Raw genomic sequence first — 16,806 nt, 5'->3', positions numbered from 1 at the left:
CCCGGGGGCGCGTCGCGGCAGCGGGCCTGCGCGATGAGGCAGGGAGAACACGGGACCGTCAGCCCACCGCGGTGAGCGTGAGCACGCTCGCGTAGTCGCCGGCGGGGGTTTCCAGCGGGATGCGCAGGTCGAGCGCGGCGTCCGCCGTCACCGAACCGGACGCGTGTCCCGCCGGCGCGGACACCAGGGTGGCGCCCGCGGTCAGGCCGGAGCCGGTGCCGGGCCGCACCAGCGCGCCGGCGACGGCGCCCCCGGTGTTCTCAGAGACCGACGGCGACCAGCCCAGGCTGCTGCCCGGGAAGGACGCCGAACCACCGGTCGCGAAGAAGTCGGTCGCCGTGCCGTTGATGCTCCACGCCGGGCCGCCGGCCCGCGTGTCGCTCACGGTGACCCGCTTGAGGTCGCCCGTCGCGGTCAGCGCGCCCGCGCCCGCCTCTGCGGTGCCGAGACTCACGGCCCCGGCGCCGCCCACGACCGTCCACGTGAACGCGCCGGGCTCGCCGGGCTCGCCCGGGTCCTCGCCCTCGGGCACGGTGACCTCCAGGTCGATGTCGCCCGAGGAACCGCCCGGCGTCGCGAACGACACCGGGACGCCCAGCTCCTGGGCGGCGTTGGCCGCCGCCCCGCCCGCGGCGTACGTGTAGACGCCGTAGGTTCCGGTCGCGGTGTCCGACGGCGCCGCCGCGAGCTCCGCCGTGAACGTGCCGTCCGGGTTGAGCAGCACGAGCTGCCCGGCCACGTTCGGGAAGTCCGCCTTGACCTGCGAGTACGACGGCTCCGGCAGCGCCCACTTCTGGGTGAGCACCGTCCGGGCGCCCGAGCCGGCGCCCTCCGACGGCCGCCACGGGTTCCCGAAGGAGCCGAAGACCACGTACACGCCCGTGGGCGCGCCCGCGGCGACCGGCGGTCGGCCCGAGGTGTTCACGTTGGCCGCCGGGTCGAAGCCCGAGCCGGTGGCGGTGACGGTCTCGCCGTCGGGGTCCAGCCCCGACGCCTTCGACAGCGTGACGGTCGGGTTCCACTCCTCGGGCTCCTCCGTCGGCGCGCTGGTCTGCGCGCTCACGGTGAAGCTGTCCAGCGCGGCGCCCTCGGCCAGGAAACCCTGGAGCGCGGCGGCGCCCTCCGCCGTCAGGGTCACGCCGGTCCCGGAGACGGTGACGGCGTCGGCAGCGACGTCCACCGTGGTGGTCGCCACCTCGCCGAGCACCACGTCGTCGCCGCCGTAGGTGCCGGGCTCGTAGCCCAGGTTGTTCTCCGGGATCTCGACGGCGAGGTCGCCCACGACGCTGCCCGCACCGCCGTCGACCACGACGGCCACGTCCTTGACCGTCACCGTGAAGGCGTGCGACGGGAAGTGGAAGACGGCGCCGCCCGCGCTCGCGACCGTCAGGTTGTCCGCGTCGGTGACCGTGCCGCCCGTGACAGGCAGGAGGTAGGGGAGGGTCTCGTTCGGCGGGGTGGTGTCGAGGTTGGCGGCCGGCGTGCCGTCCTCGTCGAACTCGCCGGGCGCGACGAGCGTGATGCGCTCGCCGACCGCGACCGCCCCGATGGGCGGGAGCGCCGCCGTCTGGCGCCCCACGTAGTTGCGGAAGCTCTCGCGGAAGCCCCAGGCCAGGTCGCCGCTGTCCGCGGTGACGTCGGTCGGTTCCGCCGCGGTGGCGGTCAGTGCGACGAGCGGCGCGGCGGCGAGCGCCGTGCCGAGCGTCGCGGCCAGTCCGGTGGCGATCAGAGCGTGCCCGCGGTGCCGCGTGCGGCCCGCCGGTCTGCTGCGTGTCATCAGTTCTTGCCTTTCTCTGGGGATGGACTGCGGACTGGGGGTCTCAGGGGTCGCGCCGCCGGAAGGGCAGCACGAGCCAGCCCTGCCGGAAGCCGAGGATCGCCACGGACGCGGCGACCAGCAGCACGGCGGTCAGGACGGCGAGCCGGCGGCCGGTGGCGCCGCCCGGGATCAGGCCGTCGGGGATCAGGGCAGCGCCGGCGGCGTCGAGCGTCGCGGCGGCGACGGGGAGGAACGAGGCGGGGGTGTCGGCGTCGGGCGTGGTGGTCGTGCCGCCGCGGGTGCCGCCCGTGCCGGAGCCCGATCCGGCGCCGGAGCCTGAACCGCCGCCGTTGCCCTCGGGTCCGGTGGTGGCTGGTGGTGCGGCAGTCGGTGGGTTGTCGGTGCCGCTGCCCCCGCCGCCCGTTCCGGTGCCGCCGTTGCCTGGGCCGGCGCTGCCGACGGACTCCGCGGCGTCGAAGCTGACGCTCACGTTCGCGGGTGTCTTGATCTCGTCCCGGGTGCCGGTGGAGTACCAGAACTCGGGCTCGCCGACGAGCTGGTGGAAGTTCACGAAGCCCTGCGGGAACGAGCCCCAGCAGCTCCCGGCCGGGTCCTCGCGGAGCTGTGGCACGCGGTCGCCGGTGCTCGCGCGCACGCCGCAGTAGTCGGGCACCAGGTGTCCGCCGCGGGAGTCGGGGTCGAGGCGGCGTCCGGTGAAGGTGACGAGCGACGCCCGGGTCGACGGCAGCGGCTCCCAGCGGGTCATGTCCTGCTGGTCGGTGCCGTAGCCGCCGAGCGTGCCGGTCAGCGCGCCGTTCCCGGCGGAGTCCAGGCGCAGCTCCGGGTCGGTGACCCACCAGTAGACCAGGCCGCCGTAGAACACCACGGTGAAGCTGCCCGTCCAGCGGATGCGCACCGAGCCGTCGGCCCCGCGCGTGCCGGTGCCGCCGGTGAGCACCACCTCGGCGCCCGTGGTGCGGCCCGCGGCGTACGAGACGGGTCGGCCGTCGGGCGACGTGCAGCGCGTGCCGAACGTGGCGGTGCGCTGGGCGGCGTCCGCGCCCCGGCCGACCGTGCGCAGCACCCGGACGTCGCCCGACCGCCCGTGGTAGAGGTCCTCGTCGGCGTCGGTCCAGATGCGCCCGTCGCCCGTGTTGCCGTCAGTGCCCGGGCGGCCCGCGACCAGGAAGTTGCACTGCCCCGCCAGGTGGCTCTCCGACCCGGCCTGCACGCTCACGGCCCAGCGCAGCTCGGCGTTCGTCAGCCTGCCGTCCTCGCCCCCGCCGGGCGGCTCGGTCCCGTCCTCGGGCACGGTCACCGTCAGGAGGAGGGGACCCTGGTCGTCGGACGTCGCTGCGGATGTCGCAGCCGACGCTGCGGTCGCCGCGGACAGGAGCAGCGTGAGCACGAGGGCGGCGGCCGTCGCGGCGCTGCGCCGACGGCGGGTTGCGCGGCTCATGCGTGGGCCTCCTGCTCGGCAGGGGCACTCGGTGCGCGCCGCTCCGATGCCGCGCGCCGGGGTGCGGCGCGCTCCGTCGCGGTGTCGCCGGCCGGTTCGTGCCCGGCGGCCTCGCCCGCGCTCGGCTCCCCGTCGTTCGTGTCGGCCTCGTTCGTGCCTGCGTCGTTCGCGCCTTCGTCGTCCGCGCCTGCCTCCGTGTCGTCGACAGGTTGTTCCGCGTCCGGCTCGGCGGACTCCGGTCCCGGAGAATCCTGCTCGGTCGGTTCCTGCTCCGCACGCCGCCGGTCCGCGCGGCGCTTCAATGATGTGACCAGGGACGACAGGATCACGACGAGCAGCAGCAGGGCCGCGACACCCACCGCGATCTCCTCCGGGCGCCAGGTGCCGTCGGCGTTCGCCCCGGTGCCGCCGTCGGCCCCGGACGCTTCCGCGGCTCCTGTTCCCGCAGCCCCTGTTCCCGCGGCTCCCGCGGCCTCCGCGGCCGAGACCTCGGCCGGGTCGCGGGTGACCGTCACCTCGGTCTCGATCGTCGTCCCGGAGGACGCGCCGGACAGCCGCAGCACGTGCGTGCCCGTGCGCAGGTACGAGGGCAGCTCCAGGAGGCCCGCGATCTCGCCGTGGTTGCCCGCGACGAGCGGCCCGACGGCGACCAGACCGTCGTCGAGCGTGACGCTCACCTGCTCGCCGGGCTCCAGGCCCTGGGCGCCGAAGCTCAGCACGCGGCCCACGACGGCCGTGGCCTGGTCCACGCCGAGGCTGGCCTTGGTGGGGCGGTTCTTCGTGTCGTCGGAGCCGGCGTCGTCCGAACCGGCGCCGTCGCCGGACCCGGTGCCGCCGCCGGGTGCGTCCGTCCCGGACCCGGCCGCGTCGTCCTGCGCGCTGCCCGAGCCCGCGCCGTCGCCCGATCCCGATCCCGATCCCGAACCCGAGCCCGATCCCGAGCCGGCGAACGTCACGGGCGTGAACGTCTCGTTGTTCGCATTGCGCACCCCGTGCGCGCCGATCGTGATGATGCCGCACTGCACGGCGGTGCAGTCCACGGTGCCGCCGTCGGCCGCTTTGAAGCGCGCGCCGGGGATCACGAGGTCGGTGGACCAGGTGCCGTCCGCGGCGATGGTGCCGCCGTTCGCCTCGGCCTCCGTGCTCGACCCCGGGAAGGCGACGAACCGCTGGTATCCCGCGTTTTGCGCGGTCTCGGCGTCGGGCACGTAGCGGTAGGTGTCGCCGGACACGCCGCCGCGGCTGGGCGCCCACGACCCGCCCGCTGGGTCCGCGACCCAGCCGAAGAACACGTACACGCCGCCGAATGCCTTGGGTACCGACTGGAACCCGCTGCCCGAGATGCGCACCGTCGAGGCCGCGCCCGGGTCGGGCTGCCCCGAGACGGCGACGCGGGCGGCGGCGTGCGCCGTCAGCACCGGGCCGAGCAGCGCGAGGGCGACCACGACTACGAGGGCGACCAGCGAGATCGCCGGGCGGGGCAGGTTGCGGGAGGTCATGCGGGGTCCTCGCTGAGGGCGTCGGTTCGGGCAGGGGTCCAGGCGGGGACCTGGGCAGGGAATCCGGTGCGGGCCTGCGCGTGGATCGGGTCGGGGGTCTCGGCGGGCGCCGAGGCGGGCTCTCCGCCGTGGCGGGGGAGCACCAGCAGCCCGCCCGTCAGGGGGTGCCGCACCACGTCGACGGGATGCTCGTAGACGCGGGTCAGCAGGTCGGCGGTGAGCACCTCGGCGGGGGCGCCGAGGGCGGCGACCCGACCGCCGTCGAGCACCAGCACGCGGTCCGCCCAGGCGGCGGCGAGCGCCAGGTCGTGCAGCACGACGACGACGGCGCCGCCCTCGGTCGCGTGCCGCCGCGCGTGGCGCAGCAGGTGCTCGGTGTGCCGCACGTCGAGGGCGGCGGTCGGCTCGTCGAGCAGCAGCAGCCGGGTGTCCTGGGCGAGCAGCCGCGCGAACGACGTGCGGGCCTTCTCACCGCCCGACAGCGTCGGGAAGCGTCGCCCGGCCAGACCCGCGACGTCGGCGGCGTCGAGCGCGCGGGCGACCACGGCGTCGTCGTCGGCCGGGATACCCGAGCCCTGCCTGCCCAAGCCCTGCCCGCCCAAGCCCTGCCCGCCCAAACCCTGCCTCCCGGCGCCCTGCCACGGCGCGCGCCCCATGCGGACCACGTCGATCACCCGGAACGGGAAGCTGACCTGGTTCTCCTGGAGCAGCACCGCGCGCAGTCGGGCCAGCTCGCCGGGCCGGACGGCGCCCAGCGGGGTGCCGGTCCAGGCCGCCTCGCCGGCGTCAGGGGCGCGGTCGCCGGCAAGGACGGAGACGAGCGTGGACTTTCCGGCCCCGTTCGGGCCGACGACGACGAGCACCTCGCCGGGGCGCACGTCGAGGTCGACGTCGTCCAGGAGGACGGCGCTCCCCGCCTCGACCCGGACCCCGGTCAGCGTCAGCAGCGCGCTCATGCCCAGCCTCCCGCGGTGCGCCGGGTGCGGCGGATGAGCCAGAAGAAGAACGGGCCCCCGACCAGCGCGGTGAGCATGCCGATCGGCAGGTCGGCGTAGCCGACGGCGGTGCGCGCCACGAGGTCGGCGGCCAGCAGCAGGACGGCGCCGCCGAGCGCGCTGAGCGGCACGAGCACGCGGTGCGCCGGGCCGACGGCCATGCGGACCAGGTGCGGCACCACGAGGCCGACGAACGCGATGATCCCGCAGAACGCGACGCCCGCGGCGGTGAGCACGGCGACCACCACGATGCTGAGCACGCGCAGGCGCTCGACGTCGACGCCGAGATGCCGGGCCGACCGCTCGCCCAGGGACAGCAGGTCGAGGCGGCGGGCCAGGAGCAGCGCGCCGACCAGACCGAGCAGCACGAGCGGCGCGACCACGCCGACGTACGCCCAGCGGGTCCCGTTGAACGAGCCGAGCTGCCAGAACACGATCTGCTCGCGGGCCTGCGTGTCGCCCAGGAAGGTGGTCAGGGCCAGGCCCGCGCCGCACACGGCGTTCACGGCCACGCCGGTGAGCACGAGCGTGACCACCTCGGTGCGGCCCGCCGACCGGGCGAGCCCGTACACGAGGAACGTCGCGCCGAGTCCGCCCGCGAAGGCCGCAGCGGCGGTGGTCCAGGGGCCGAGGGCGGTCAGCCCGAGCACGATCGTCACGGACGCGGCCACGGCCGCGCCGGACGAGACGCCGACGACGCCGGGCTCCGCCAGCGGGTTGCCGAACACGCCCTGCATGACGGCGCCCGCCGTCGCGAGCGCCGCCCCCACCAGCGCCGCCATCACCACGCGCGGGAACCGGATGGTCCACAGCGCGGCGTCGCCGTTCGGGTGGGACGGCATCGGGCCGACGTCGAGGCCCGCGTGGTGCAGCAGTGAGCCGATCACCTCCGCGGGCGGCACGTGGAGCTGCCCGGACCCGGCGGACACGACCGCGAGCACGCCGAGCGCGACCACGAGGCCGGCGGTGACGGCCGCGGTGCGGGCCGGTCGGGCGGGCGGCAGCACGCGGACGTCGGTCGCGACCGCGGTCACGAGACGCTCTCCGGCGCGTAGAACGCGCGGGCCAGCGCGTCGAGCACGTCCGCCGACCTCGGCCCGAACGACAGGATCTCCGTGTCGTCCATGGCGACGAACCGCCGGTTCTCGCCCGCCGGCGTCTGCGCCAGGGCCGGCACCTGCTCCAGCAGGCCGTCGACGCCGCCCACGGACTCCAGCCCGCCGGTCATGAGCAGCACGAGGTCGGGCTGCATGGAGATCAGCCCCTCGTCGTTCAGGGGGCGCATGCCCTTCCAGCCCACCTCGGCGGCGGCGTCGACCCCGCCCAGGCCCTCGATCAGCGAGTCCGCCCCGGACTCGTCGCCGAACAGGTAGTAGACGCCGGACTGCCCGCGCACGTAGAGGAAGATCACGCGCGGCAGGACGGCGGGGTCGGCGGGCGCCAGCGCCGCGACCTGCGCCAGCGTGTCGTCGACGGCGGCCTCGGTGCGCTCGGCCAGGGCGGCGCCCTCGGCGGGCAGGCCCAGGGCCTCGCCCGTGGCGCGGGCCAGGTCGGCGGAGGTCTCCAGGCTGCGGTGGCTGTCGAGCACCACGACGGGGATGCCGGCGTCGCGCATCTGCAGCACCACGTCCCAGGGGCCGAGCGTGGTGTCGGTGAGGATGACGGTGGGCGCCAGGTCGAGGATCGCCTCGCCGGTGAGCTCGTGGCCGTTCGACGTGACGAGCGGCCGGTCGGCGATCTCCGGGAAGCCCGACGACACGTCGCGGCCCACGACGCTGTCGCCCAGCCCGAGCTCGAAGACGATCCGCGAGAGCGAGCCGTACAGGTCGAGCGCCAGGATCCGGCTGGTGTCGGTGACGGTCACCTCGGTGCCCTGCGCGTCGGTGACGGTCGCGGGCAGCTTCGGCCGGGGGTCGTCGGTGATCGGGTCGACGGGACGGTCGGGCGTGCCGACCGTGATCTCGCCGGTCCAGGCGCGCGGGTCGGCGATCGGCTCCAGCGCGCTCAGGGGTTCGGTGCCGACCACGGCGCCGCCGTCGTCCGCGTGCCCGGCCGACGGGAGCTGCAGGCCGCACCCTGCGACGAGGACGGCGATGGCGAGCAGCACGGCGGTGCCGATGGCGCGGCGTCGGCGGGCCGGCCTGCTCGGGGTACGCGTCGCGGCGCGATCGGGGCCGGCTCCGGGCAGGCGCAACATCGGACAGCTCCCTCGTACGCCGGGACGGAGCCCGGTCTGGAATTAGGTGTACCTAACTTAGGCGAGGCGAGCCTGAGAAAGTCAAGTCAGGTCGACACTTGAGGTGATAAATCACCCGAGCCCTCGACCCCTGACAAGCAGGCGTTGGCCACAGCAGTTGCTGCCAGCCTGGGGCCGCATCTGGCAGCGACTGCTGTGCTCAACACCTGGGGGTGGCCGGGCGCGGGTGGCCGTCAATCGGTCGGGTGAGGTCGGCGGGTGATTGTCGGGACCCACCCGAAACGGAGGTGGTGGCGCGGTCGGCCCCGCCGCCACACTGTCCGGATGACCGAATCGACCGCCGCCGGACAGGTCCCCGCCGGTGGGGCCGGGCTCGGGCCCCGGATCGGCGTGGGGCGCGAGGCGGAGGTGTTCGCCTGGGGCGGCGACGCCGTCGTGAAGCTCTACCGCTCCGGGTTCGACGGGCACCACGCCGAGGCGGCGGCCCTGGCCGGGCTGGCCGGGCACGACGTCGCGCCGGGCCTCGTCGACGTCCTGACCTGGGACGGCCGCCCCGGTCTGGTGCTGGAACGGGTCGCCGGCGCGGACATGCTGGAGGTGCTCCGGCGTCGGCCGTGGCGGGTGCGGGCGCTCGCCCGGGCCCTGGCCGAGACGCACCTCGCCGTCCACGCGGTGCCCGCGCCGGCGGACCTGCCCGACGTCCGCCAGGTGCTGGCCGCCCGCATCGAGGGCGCGACCCTGTCCCGGGAGCTGCGCGGGTTCGCGCTACGCCTGCTCGACGGGCTGCCGTCCGGGGACCGCCTCTGCCACGGCGACTACCACCCCGGCAACGTCGTGGTGTCCGGCGAGCGGGTCAGCGTCATCGACTGGCCCAACGCCGCGCGCGGCGTGCCCGAGGCGGACCACACCCGGGCGATTCTGCTGCTGCAGTGGGCCGACGCGTCGCCCGCCGCCCCGCGGGGCGTGGCCGGGCTGGCGAACCGTGGGCTCGTCGCTGCCGGCCGGTCGATGCTCACCCGCGGGTACGCGCTGGCCTACGCCGACGGCACGCCGGAGCCCCTGCGAGACCTGGAGTCGTGGCTCGTGGTGCACGTCGCGGCGCGGCTGTCCGAGGGTGTCGTCGCCGAGCGCGCCCGGCTCGTCGACTGGCTCGTGCGGGCGCTGCACGCCTTCGAGGCCTGAGATTTCTTCGCTTTGAGGCGGCTCAAAGCGAAGAAACCCGGGCCTCGAAGGGGATCGGCCCCCGGGGGTCGCCGGGTCGGGCGACGTAGGGCCGGCCCGTTCGCCCGGCCCGTTCACCAGGCCGGACACCCTGCGCCCGGCGTAGCGTGGATCTCGGAGGTGCGGTCATGAGCGACTCACGGACGGGCGCCGCGGGCGGCGGCGCGATCTACGGGCTCGGCGTCATCGGTGCCTGGTTCTACTTCTGGCAGCAGGCCGACGGGTTCTGGGAGTTCGTCTGGGCCATCGTCCAGGGCCTCTTCTGGCCGGCGTTCATGGTGTACGAGGCGTTCTCGGCCCTGGGCGGATAGCCCTGCGGTTCCCGGCGGCACCGACGGCACCGACGGCACCACCGGTCCGGCCGCTCGCGCCCTCGAGCTCCCGGCCCGCGGCCCCTGCTCCGGCGACCGCCGCGTCCCGCGCTCCGTTACCTGCCGCGTCCCGCTCCGCCGCCGGCACCACGTGCCCCGTACCGAACCCGCGCGCCAGCGCCCCGCGCAGCCGCTCGGTCCCGCGCAGCCGCCCCTGGCCGTCCGTACGGCCCGGCGCCGCCGGGACGGGGACGACGGTCAGCCGCGCCCGCTCGGCGTCGTCCACCGGCTGGTGGATCTCGGCGTACCCGCCGTTCGGCATCCGCACCACCCGTCCCGTCTCGTGCCCGTGCAGCGCGATCTCCCGGTCCTTGCGCTGCAGCCCGATGCAGACCCGCCGCGTGACCTCGAACGCCAGCGCCGGCCCGACGAACAGCAGGACCTGCAGCGTGGTGATCACCGACTCGAAGGTCACGTTGAACTCCGTCGAGACGATGTCGGCGCTCGCGGCGCCCCACAGGATGCCGTAGAAGAGCGCGCCCGCCACGCCGATACCGGTGCGGACCGGGAAGTGGCGCGGCCGGTCCAGCACGTGGTGCTGCTCGCGGTCCTGGGTGACCCACGCCTCGACGTACGGGTAGACGACCAGCAGGCCGAAGTACACGGCGACGACGGCGAGCGGGACCAGCATGGCGAAGGTCCACGTCCAGCCGAACCACTCGGTCTCCCAGCCCGTCGGGACCAGGCGCAGCGCCCCGTCGAGGAACCCCATGTACCAGTCGGGCTGGCTCCCGGCGCCGACCTCGCTGACCGACGCCGGCCCGTAGGTCCAGACGGGGCTGATCGTTGCGGTCGCGCCGAGCAGCACGAGCACCGAGCCGGTGATGCCCATCATGCCGAAGGCACGGAAGGCGGCGTCGGGCCACAGGCGCAGCCCGAGCGACGCGACCGGCTCCGGCCGGAACTGCTTGGCCTGCCCGTCCCGCAGGGTGAGCGCCGCCCGCGCGATCAGGACGACGACGAGCAGCCCCGGCGCGATCGCCACGTGCAGCGGGTACAGGTTCTCGATGATCTGGCCCGGGAACGGCCCGCCGAACATCAGCCCGGCGATCCAGGTCCCGAGGAACGGGATGCTCAGCACCACGCCCTCCACGATCCGCAGGCCCGTGCCCGAGAGCATGTCGTCGGGCAGGGCGTACCCGCTCCAGCCGGCGAGCAGCACCAGCACGAACGCCGCCACCAGCAGCACCCAGCTCAGCTGCCGCGGCCGGCGGAACCCGCCGGTGAAGAACGTGACGAGCAGCTGCACGATGACCGACGCGGGCATGACGAGCGCCGCCCAGTGGTGCGTCTGGCGCAGCAGCAGGCCGCCGGTCTGCTCGAACGAGATGCGCATGGTCGAGGCGAACGCCTCGGTCACCGTCGCCCCCTGCAGCGGCCCGTACGGCCCGGTGTAGGTGACCAGCTCGTTCGACGGCGTGTAGGTGAACGCCAGCAGGATGCCTGTCACGGCCAGCACGACGAAGCACGTGAACGTCACCACGCCGAACAGGTTGGACCAGTGCAGCTGCACGCGCCGCTCGCCGAGCGCGGCGGCCCGGGCGCGCAGGCCCGCGGCCCGACGGCGGAGGTCAGCCCGCATCGCGCACCACGCTCAGCTCGGGGCGGACGGCGTCGGCGGCCGGCGCCCCGGGTGCTGTGGCTGCGGGCACGGTGGCCGCCGGTGCGGTGGCTGCCGGCGCGGTAGCCGTCGGCGCTGCGCCTGCCGGTGCCGCGGCCGGCGCGGCCGGGGCCGCCGTCTGCTGGCCCGAGCCCGCGAACGGGTCGCCGCCCGCGAGGAACGCCGCGCGGGGCGCCTGCACCGTCGAGAGCGGGATGATGTCGCGGCCGAACAGCACCGCGGACACCCACACGAGCAGCACGCGCACCTTGCGCTCCCAGGTCGGGACCGCCAGGACGTGGTAGCCGCGGTGCATGATCCAGGCCGGGAAGCCCTTGATGACCAGGCGCTTGTACTGGAAGATCCCGCGCCCGATGCCGAGGGTCGCGACCACGCCGAGGCTGTGGTGCAGGTACGGCCGGGGCTTTCGGCCGCGCAGGACGGCGACCAGGTTCTTCGCCAGCAGCTTGCCCTGCCGGACGGCATGCTGGGCGTTCGGCACGGTGCGCGCGCCGGGGACGGTCGAGGCCAGGTCGGGCACCGCGGCGTTGTCGCCGGCGGCCCAGGCGTCGGCGACGAGCTCGTCGTCGGTGCCGACGCGCAGGTCCGCGCGGACGCGGACCAGGCCGCGCTCGTCGACCGGCAGGTCCGTGTTCCGTGCCACGACGGGGTTGCTGCCGTTGCCGGCGGCCCAGACGAGCAGGCCGTTGCCGTACGACTCGCCCGTGGAGAGCATGATCCGGCCGTCGGCCGCCGAGACGACCTGCGTGCCGAGGTGGATGCGCCCGCCGCGCTCCTGCAGGTGCCGCACGACCCAGCGTCCGGGCTCGTCCGTCACCTCGGGCAGGATGCGCTTGTTGGCGTCGACGAGGTGGAAGGCCAGGTCGTCGCGGCCGAGCTCCGGGTACGAGCGCAGCAGGGCCGTGGCCAGCGAGAGCAGCTCGCCGAAGACCTCGACGCCGGTGAACCCGCCGCCCACGACGGTGACCGTCAGCAGGCGGCGGCGCTCGATCCCCGGCGGGAGCAGGGCGGCGCGGTCGAAGGCGGTCAGCAGCGCGTCGCGGATCGCGACGGCCTCCTCCACGTGCTTGAGGCCGATCGCCTCCTGCTCGATGCCGGGGACGGGGAACGTCCGGGTCACGGCGCCGGCGGTGACGACGATCGTGTCGTACGCGATCTCCCGCAGGGTGCCGTCGTTGGTGCGGACGGTCGCGGTGCGGTGCGCGTGGTCGATCTTGGTGGTGTGTCCGGCGATGATCGTGGTGTGGTGCAGGTGGCGCCGCAGCGACACCATGACGTGCCGTGCCTCGATCGAGCCGGCCGTGACCTCGGGCAGGAACGGTTGGTAGGTCATGTAGCCGTGCGGGTCGACGAGGGTCACCTCGGCCTCGCCCCGGCGGAGCTTCTTCTCCAGGCCCCACGCTGCGTAGAAGCCCGCGTAGCCGCCGCCGACGATCAGAATCTTCTCCATGACACCCTCCTGGTGGTCTTACCAGTTCGACAACACAGCGGGCCCGGACGTGACGTGGTGCTGGTCACACCCCTCTAGCCACGGACAACCCGAACCTGGATCCGGACCTCCGCCGCGCGCACGCTGATCGGGACCGGTCGGCCGACCGGTGGAGAACCCGTCGTGAGGAAGACCTGTCGTGAGCAAGCCCGCCGTGAACAAGACCGCCGTGAAGAAGACCAGCAGCCTCGCCACCAGCAGCCCCGTGAAGCACCGGCCCCGGAGGTACACCGACGTCGTCGTGCCCGACCTCACCGACCGGCGCGCCCTCGTGACCGGGGCCAGCGACGGGATCGGGCTCGGGATCGCCGAGCGGCTCGCGCGGGCCGGGGCCGAGCTCGTGCTGCCCGTGCGCAACCCGGCCAAGGGCGCGGCCGCCGTCGAGCGCCTTCGTGCGGCGGTGCCGGACGCCGTCGTCGGCACGCGCTCGCTCGACCTCGCCTCGCTGGAGTCCGTGGCCGCACTGGCCGACGGCCTCCTGGCGGAGGGCCGCCCGATCGACCTGCTGGTCGCCAACGCCGGGGTGATGACGCCGCCCAGCCGGCACACGACCGCCGACGGCTTCGAGCTCCAGCTCGGGACCAACCACCTGGGGCACATGGCGCTCGTCGGGCGGCTGCTGCCGCTGCTGCGGGCAGGCGACGGTCGTACGGCCGGCGCGCGCGTGACCACGATGTCGAGCGCCGCGGCGCGGTTCGGCAAGATCGACTGGACCGACCTCAACAGCGAGCGCGACTACTCGCCCGTACGCGCCTACAACTTCTCCAAGCTCGCCCAGCTCATGTTCGCCCTGGAGCTGGACCGGCGCAGCCGGGCGCACGGCTGGGGCATCGTGAGCAACGCGGCCCACCCCGGCACCACCTACACCGGCCTCTACGCGGCCGGCCCGGCCATGGGCACCGGCACCGGCACGGGCGCGGGCACCGGCTCGGGCTCCGGCTCGGGTGCCGGCGAGCCCCCGCGGATGGACACGGTCATGCGTCGGCTGCTCGCCCTCGGGGTGTTCGTGCAGCCGGTCGAGATGGGCATCCTGCCCGCGCTGCAGGCAGTCACCGACGTCACGGCCGGCGGCGGGACGTTCTACGGGCCCGACGGCGTTGGCCACTTCACGGGCAGCTCGGCACCGCAGCGCGTCTACGCCGCCGCGACCGACGAGACGGCCGCGAGCCGGCTCTGGGACGTCTCGGAGGACCTGACGGGTGTCCGGTTCCCGGGCGCGGGTTCCTGACCCGGCGCGGGTTCCCGAGCGAAGTCCGCAGAAGCAGGGCCTGCACACGCAGAGCTCGCACGACGAGAGTGAGGCGACGGCGATGGACCGCCAGCAGCTGGCCGACTTCCTGAGGACGCGCCGCGAGGCGCTCCAGCCGGAGGACGTGGGCCTGCCGCGCGGTCCGCGCCGGCGCACCAGCGGGCTGCGGCGCGAGGAGGTGGCGGCGCTGAGCGGCGTCTCCGCCGACTACTACAGCCGCATCGAGCAGCAGCGCGGGCCGGTGCCATCGGAGCAGGTGCTCGCGGCGATCGCGCACGGGATGCGCCTGAACCTCCAGGAGCGGGACCGGCTGGTCGAGCTCGCGGGGCACGCCCTGCCGCGCCGGGTCCGGCGCGGGGACCACGTCAACGTCGGCATGATGCGGATCCTGGACGGCCTGACGGACGCGCCCGCCCAGGTCGAGAACGTACTGGGCGAGACCTTGCGGCAGACCCGGCTCGCGGTGACGCTGCTGGGCGACGAGACGTCGTACACCGGGCCCGACCGGGTGCGGGCCTACCGGTGGTTCACCGACCCGAACGCGCGGGACCGGGTCCCCGAGGAGGACCACGAGCACCACGGGCGCACGCTCACGGCGCGGCTCGCGGCCCTGCAGGCGCAGACCGGCCCGCGGTCACCGGCGGGCGAGCTCGCCGTCCTGCTGCGCGACCGCAGCCCGGAGTTCTCACGGCTGTGGGACGAGCACCCCGTCGTCGGCCCGTACTGCGAGCCCAAGCGCCTGAACCACCCCGAGGTGGGCCTCGTGGAGCTGCACGGGCAGACCCTGCTCGACCCGGACCAGAACCAGGCCCTGACGGTCTTCACCGCCGTGCCCGGCACGGAGAGCTACGAGCGGCTCCAGCTCCTGTCGGTGGTGGGCTCCCTCTAGGCGCTCGCGGACGCCCGGGCGGACGGCGCAGGGACGACGCCGGCCGGGATGCTGGCGGGCTCCCGGCCGGCGTCATGTTCCAGCGCAGTTTCTAGCTCAGTCCGAGGTGGCGCGGACCGCGGTGACGATCGTCTCGGCCACCGTGACCGGGTGCGACACGCTGATCGCGTGCGACGCCCCGGGCACCCCGGTCACCACGCGGGCGCCGGCGCGCTCGGCCATGAAGCGGATCAGCTCGGCCGGGATGTTGCGGTCGGCCTCGCCGTACACGACCCACGACGGGAGTGTGCGCCAGGCCGGCTCGGCCGCCGACAGGTCGTCGGTCAGCGCGGCCTCGGTCACGGGCCGTTGCGTGGCGGCCATGAGGGCGGTGAGGTCGGCGTCGACGTCGGCGGCGAACTGCTCGCCGAACACCTCCGGGCGGATCGCGAGCTCGTTGCCGCCGGTGGAGACCGGGTAGGCCTGGAGGGCCGCGCCGAGGGTGCTGCCGGGGAACTTGGCGGACAGGTTGAACGCGTTCTCCCCGGTGTCCGGCGTGAACGCCGCGACGTAGACGAGGCCTACGACCTTCGGGTTGCCCGCAGCCGCCTCCGTGATGACCATGCCGCCGTAGGAGTGGCCGGCCAGGACGACCGGCCCGGGGATGGACGCGACGACGTCGCGCAGGTACTGCGCGTCACCCGCGACGGACCGCAGCGGGTTGGCGACGGCGACCACCGGGATCAGCTGCTGCTGCAGGTGCCCGACGACGGCGTTCCAGCTCGACGACTCGGCGAACGCCCCGTGGACGAGGACGACGGTGGGTGTGGTCATGACTGCTCTCCCTTGCTCGGTGCTGCCGTGTTGGGTGCTGCTGTGTTCGTCGGGTCGGTCTTGAGTACCTTGCGCAGCACGTGGACGGCCTGCTCCAGGGCGGCGGTCGTCGCGGCGGTGCCGCGCAGCGGGTTCAGCATCAGGAAGTCGTGGATCGTGCCGTTGTAGCGGACGGTCGTCGTCGGGACGCCGGCGGCGATCAGGTGGCGGGCGTACGCCTCGCCCTCGTCCCGCAGCACGTCGTTCTCGTCCACGACCAGGAACGCCTCGGGCAGCCCGGCGAGGTCCTCGGCGGTGGCCCGCAGCGGGGACGCGGTGATCTCGTCGCGCCGCTCCAGGTCGGGCAGGTAGGCGTCCCAGAACCACGCCATCGCCTTGGCCGTCAGGTGCGGGCCGTCGGCGAACTCGCGGTAGCTGCCGGTGTCCTGACCGGCGTCGGTCACCGGGTAGTACATCGACTGGTGCACGAAGGTCACGTCCCCGCGCTGCTTGGCCAGGATCGCCAGGGCGGCGGTCATGTTCCCGCCCACCGAGTCGCCGACGACGGCCAGCCGCGTGGCGTCCAGCCCCTCGGCGGCGCCGTGCCGGGTGATCCACTGCGCCGTGGCGTAGGCCTGCTCGATCGCCACGGGGTACTGCGCCTCCGGCGACCGGGTGTACTCCACGAAGACCACGGCGGCGCCGACGCCTACGGCCAGCTCGCGCACGAGCCGGTCGTGGGTGCCCGCGTTGCCGAGGATCCATCCGCCGCCGTGCACGTAGAGGATGGTCGGCAGCGGGGTGGGCAGCAGGTCCGGCAGCAGCTCCGGCCGGCTCGCACCGGACGGGTCGGTGCCGAGCGGCCTGACGATCCGCACCCGCACGTCGCCGGCGTCGGCCGGGACGGTGATCCACTTCTCGTCGACGTCCGGCTTCTCGATCGGCGCCGCCTGGACGTCGTCGAGGAGCTTGCGAGCTCCCTCGACGCCCAGCTCGTGGAGCCGCGGGGGCTTCGCGGTCGCCTCGGCGAACGCCTGGGCCGCCGGTTCGAGCACGTGCTCGCTCATGTTTTCTCCTTGCTCGCTCTGTCACTTGCTCCGTCGTGCCTGGTACCGAGCCTGTGGATGCATCTCGATGGTCTGCCGGGCCGGGGTGGCGGCTCGCGCAGCGCAGGACAGGAGTTCCGGGCCGTGCTTTTATCGGCCTCACACGTACGACCGGTCGGGGGCGCCGGCTGTGACGGCCGTTCGTCCCCGAGGTGATTC

At 74.6% G+C, this 16,806-nt stretch carries 14 protein-coding genes; 4 read left to right on the top strand and 10 right to left on the bottom strand.

Annotated features, from left to right (window positions below):
- Positions 1-58: 58 nt before the first annotated feature.
- The 6 genes from ACFWEJ_RS04355 to ACFWEJ_RS04330 are packed head-to-tail and all read right to left on the bottom strand — an operon-like array spanning position 59 to position 7,909.
- The gene (locus tag ACFWEJ_RS04355; protein WP_377227978.1) at positions 59-1,777 is read right to left on the bottom strand and encodes an HtaA domain-containing protein; all 1,719 of its coding nucleotides are present in this window, start codon (positions 1,775-1,777) and stop codon (positions 59-61) included.
- A 43-nt stretch (positions 1,778-1,820) separates the two neighbouring features.
- Positions 1,821-3,218, bottom strand: coding sequence for a hypothetical protein (locus tag ACFWEJ_RS04350; protein WP_377227977.1), 1,398 nt, complete (start codon positions 3,216-3,218; stop codon positions 1,821-1,823).
- Entirely contained in the window at positions 3,215-4,717 is a 1,503-nt protein-coding gene (locus tag ACFWEJ_RS04345; RefSeq protein WP_377227976.1) for a hypothetical protein, read from the bottom strand. Before ACFWEJ_RS04345 ends, ACFWEJ_RS04350 begins: the two co-directional genes overlap by 4 nt.
- The gene (locus tag ACFWEJ_RS04340; protein WP_377227975.1) at positions 4,714-5,673 is read right to left on the bottom strand and encodes an ATP-binding cassette domain-containing protein; all 960 of its coding nucleotides are present in this window, start codon (positions 5,671-5,673) and stop codon (positions 4,714-4,716) included. Before ACFWEJ_RS04340 ends, ACFWEJ_RS04345 begins: the two co-directional genes overlap by 4 nt.
- Positions 5,670-6,746 (bottom strand): FecCD family ABC transporter permease, encoded by a 1,077-nt coding sequence (locus ACFWEJ_RS04335; RefSeq protein ID WP_377227974.1) that lies wholly within the window; start codon positions 6,744-6,746, stop codon positions 5,670-5,672. Before ACFWEJ_RS04335 ends, ACFWEJ_RS04340 begins: the two co-directional genes overlap by 4 nt.
- Positions 6,743-7,909, bottom strand: coding sequence for a hemin ABC transporter substrate-binding protein (locus tag ACFWEJ_RS04330; protein ID WP_377227973.1), 1,167 nt, complete (start codon positions 7,907-7,909; stop codon positions 6,743-6,745). Before ACFWEJ_RS04330 ends, ACFWEJ_RS04335 begins: the two co-directional genes overlap by 4 nt.
- A gap of 324 nt (positions 7,910-8,233) precedes the next feature.
- On the opposite strand from ACFWEJ_RS04330, the gene ACFWEJ_RS04325 reads away from it, so the two are divergent.
- Together ACFWEJ_RS04325 and ACFWEJ_RS04320 are read left to right on the top strand one after the other, a co-directional pair.
- Positions 8,234-9,091, top strand: coding sequence for a phosphotransferase (locus ACFWEJ_RS04325; RefSeq protein ID WP_377227972.1), 858 nt, complete (start codon positions 8,234-8,236; stop codon positions 9,089-9,091).
- A 167-nt stretch (positions 9,092-9,258) separates the two neighbouring features.
- Complete coding sequence (locus ACFWEJ_RS04320) at positions 9,259-9,441, top strand: hypothetical protein (RefSeq protein ID WP_377227971.1); 183 nt, start codon at positions 9,259-9,261, stop codon at positions 9,439-9,441.
- Here ACFWEJ_RS04320 and ACFWEJ_RS04315 read toward each other — a convergent pair.
- Together ACFWEJ_RS04315 and ACFWEJ_RS04310 are read right to left on the bottom strand one after the other, a co-directional pair.
- Complete coding sequence (locus ACFWEJ_RS04315) at positions 9,404-11,083, bottom strand: cytochrome bc complex cytochrome b subunit (protein WP_377227970.1); 1,680 nt, start codon at positions 11,081-11,083, stop codon at positions 9,404-9,406. The two genes, ACFWEJ_RS04320 and ACFWEJ_RS04315, sit on opposite strands and share 38 nt — an antisense overlap.
- Positions 11,073-12,572: an NAD(P)/FAD-dependent oxidoreductase gene (locus tag ACFWEJ_RS04310; protein WP_377227969.1), complete on the bottom strand. Its 1,500-nt coding sequence runs from the start codon at positions 12,570-12,572 to the stop codon at positions 11,073-11,075. The genes ACFWEJ_RS04315 and ACFWEJ_RS04310 overlap by 11 nt, the downstream gene beginning before the upstream one ends.
- Before the next feature lie 244 nt (positions 12,573-12,816).
- Between ACFWEJ_RS04310 and ACFWEJ_RS04305 the strand changes: the two genes are divergently transcribed.
- On the top strand, positions 12,817-13,839 hold the full coding sequence (locus ACFWEJ_RS04305) for an SDR family oxidoreductase (protein ID WP_377227981.1): 1,023 nt from the start codon (positions 12,817-12,819) through the stop codon (positions 13,837-13,839).
- Between the two features lie 82 nt (positions 13,840-13,921).
- Positions 13,922-14,749 carry a helix-turn-helix transcriptional regulator gene (locus ACFWEJ_RS04300; RefSeq protein WP_377227968.1) on the top strand — a complete coding sequence of 276 codons (828 nt, stop codon included), beginning with the start codon at positions 13,922-13,924 and terminating at the stop codon, positions 14,747-14,749.
- A 96-nt stretch (positions 14,750-14,845) separates the two neighbouring features.
- Here ACFWEJ_RS04300 and ACFWEJ_RS04295 read toward each other — a convergent pair whose 3' ends face one another.
- Positions 14,846-15,562, bottom strand: a complete 717-nt coding sequence (locus ACFWEJ_RS04295) for an alpha/beta fold hydrolase (RefSeq protein WP_377227967.1) — start codon at positions 15,560-15,562, stop codon at positions 14,846-14,848.
- Positions 15,559-16,608, bottom strand: coding sequence for an alpha/beta hydrolase (locus ACFWEJ_RS04290; protein WP_377227966.1), 1,050 nt, complete (start codon positions 16,606-16,608; stop codon positions 15,559-15,561). The genes ACFWEJ_RS04295 and ACFWEJ_RS04290 overlap by 4 nt, the downstream gene beginning before the upstream one ends.
- Positions 16,609-16,806 lie beyond the last annotated feature (198 nt).

It is taken from the genome of Promicromonospora sp. NPDC060204, assembly GCF_042728455.1.
Lineage (GTDB): Bacteria > Actinomycetota > Actinomycetes > Actinomycetales > Cellulomonadaceae > Promicromonospora.
The sequence above is the reverse complement of the archived record's forward strand: the minus strand, read 5'-3'. Positions and strand labels throughout refer to the sequence as shown.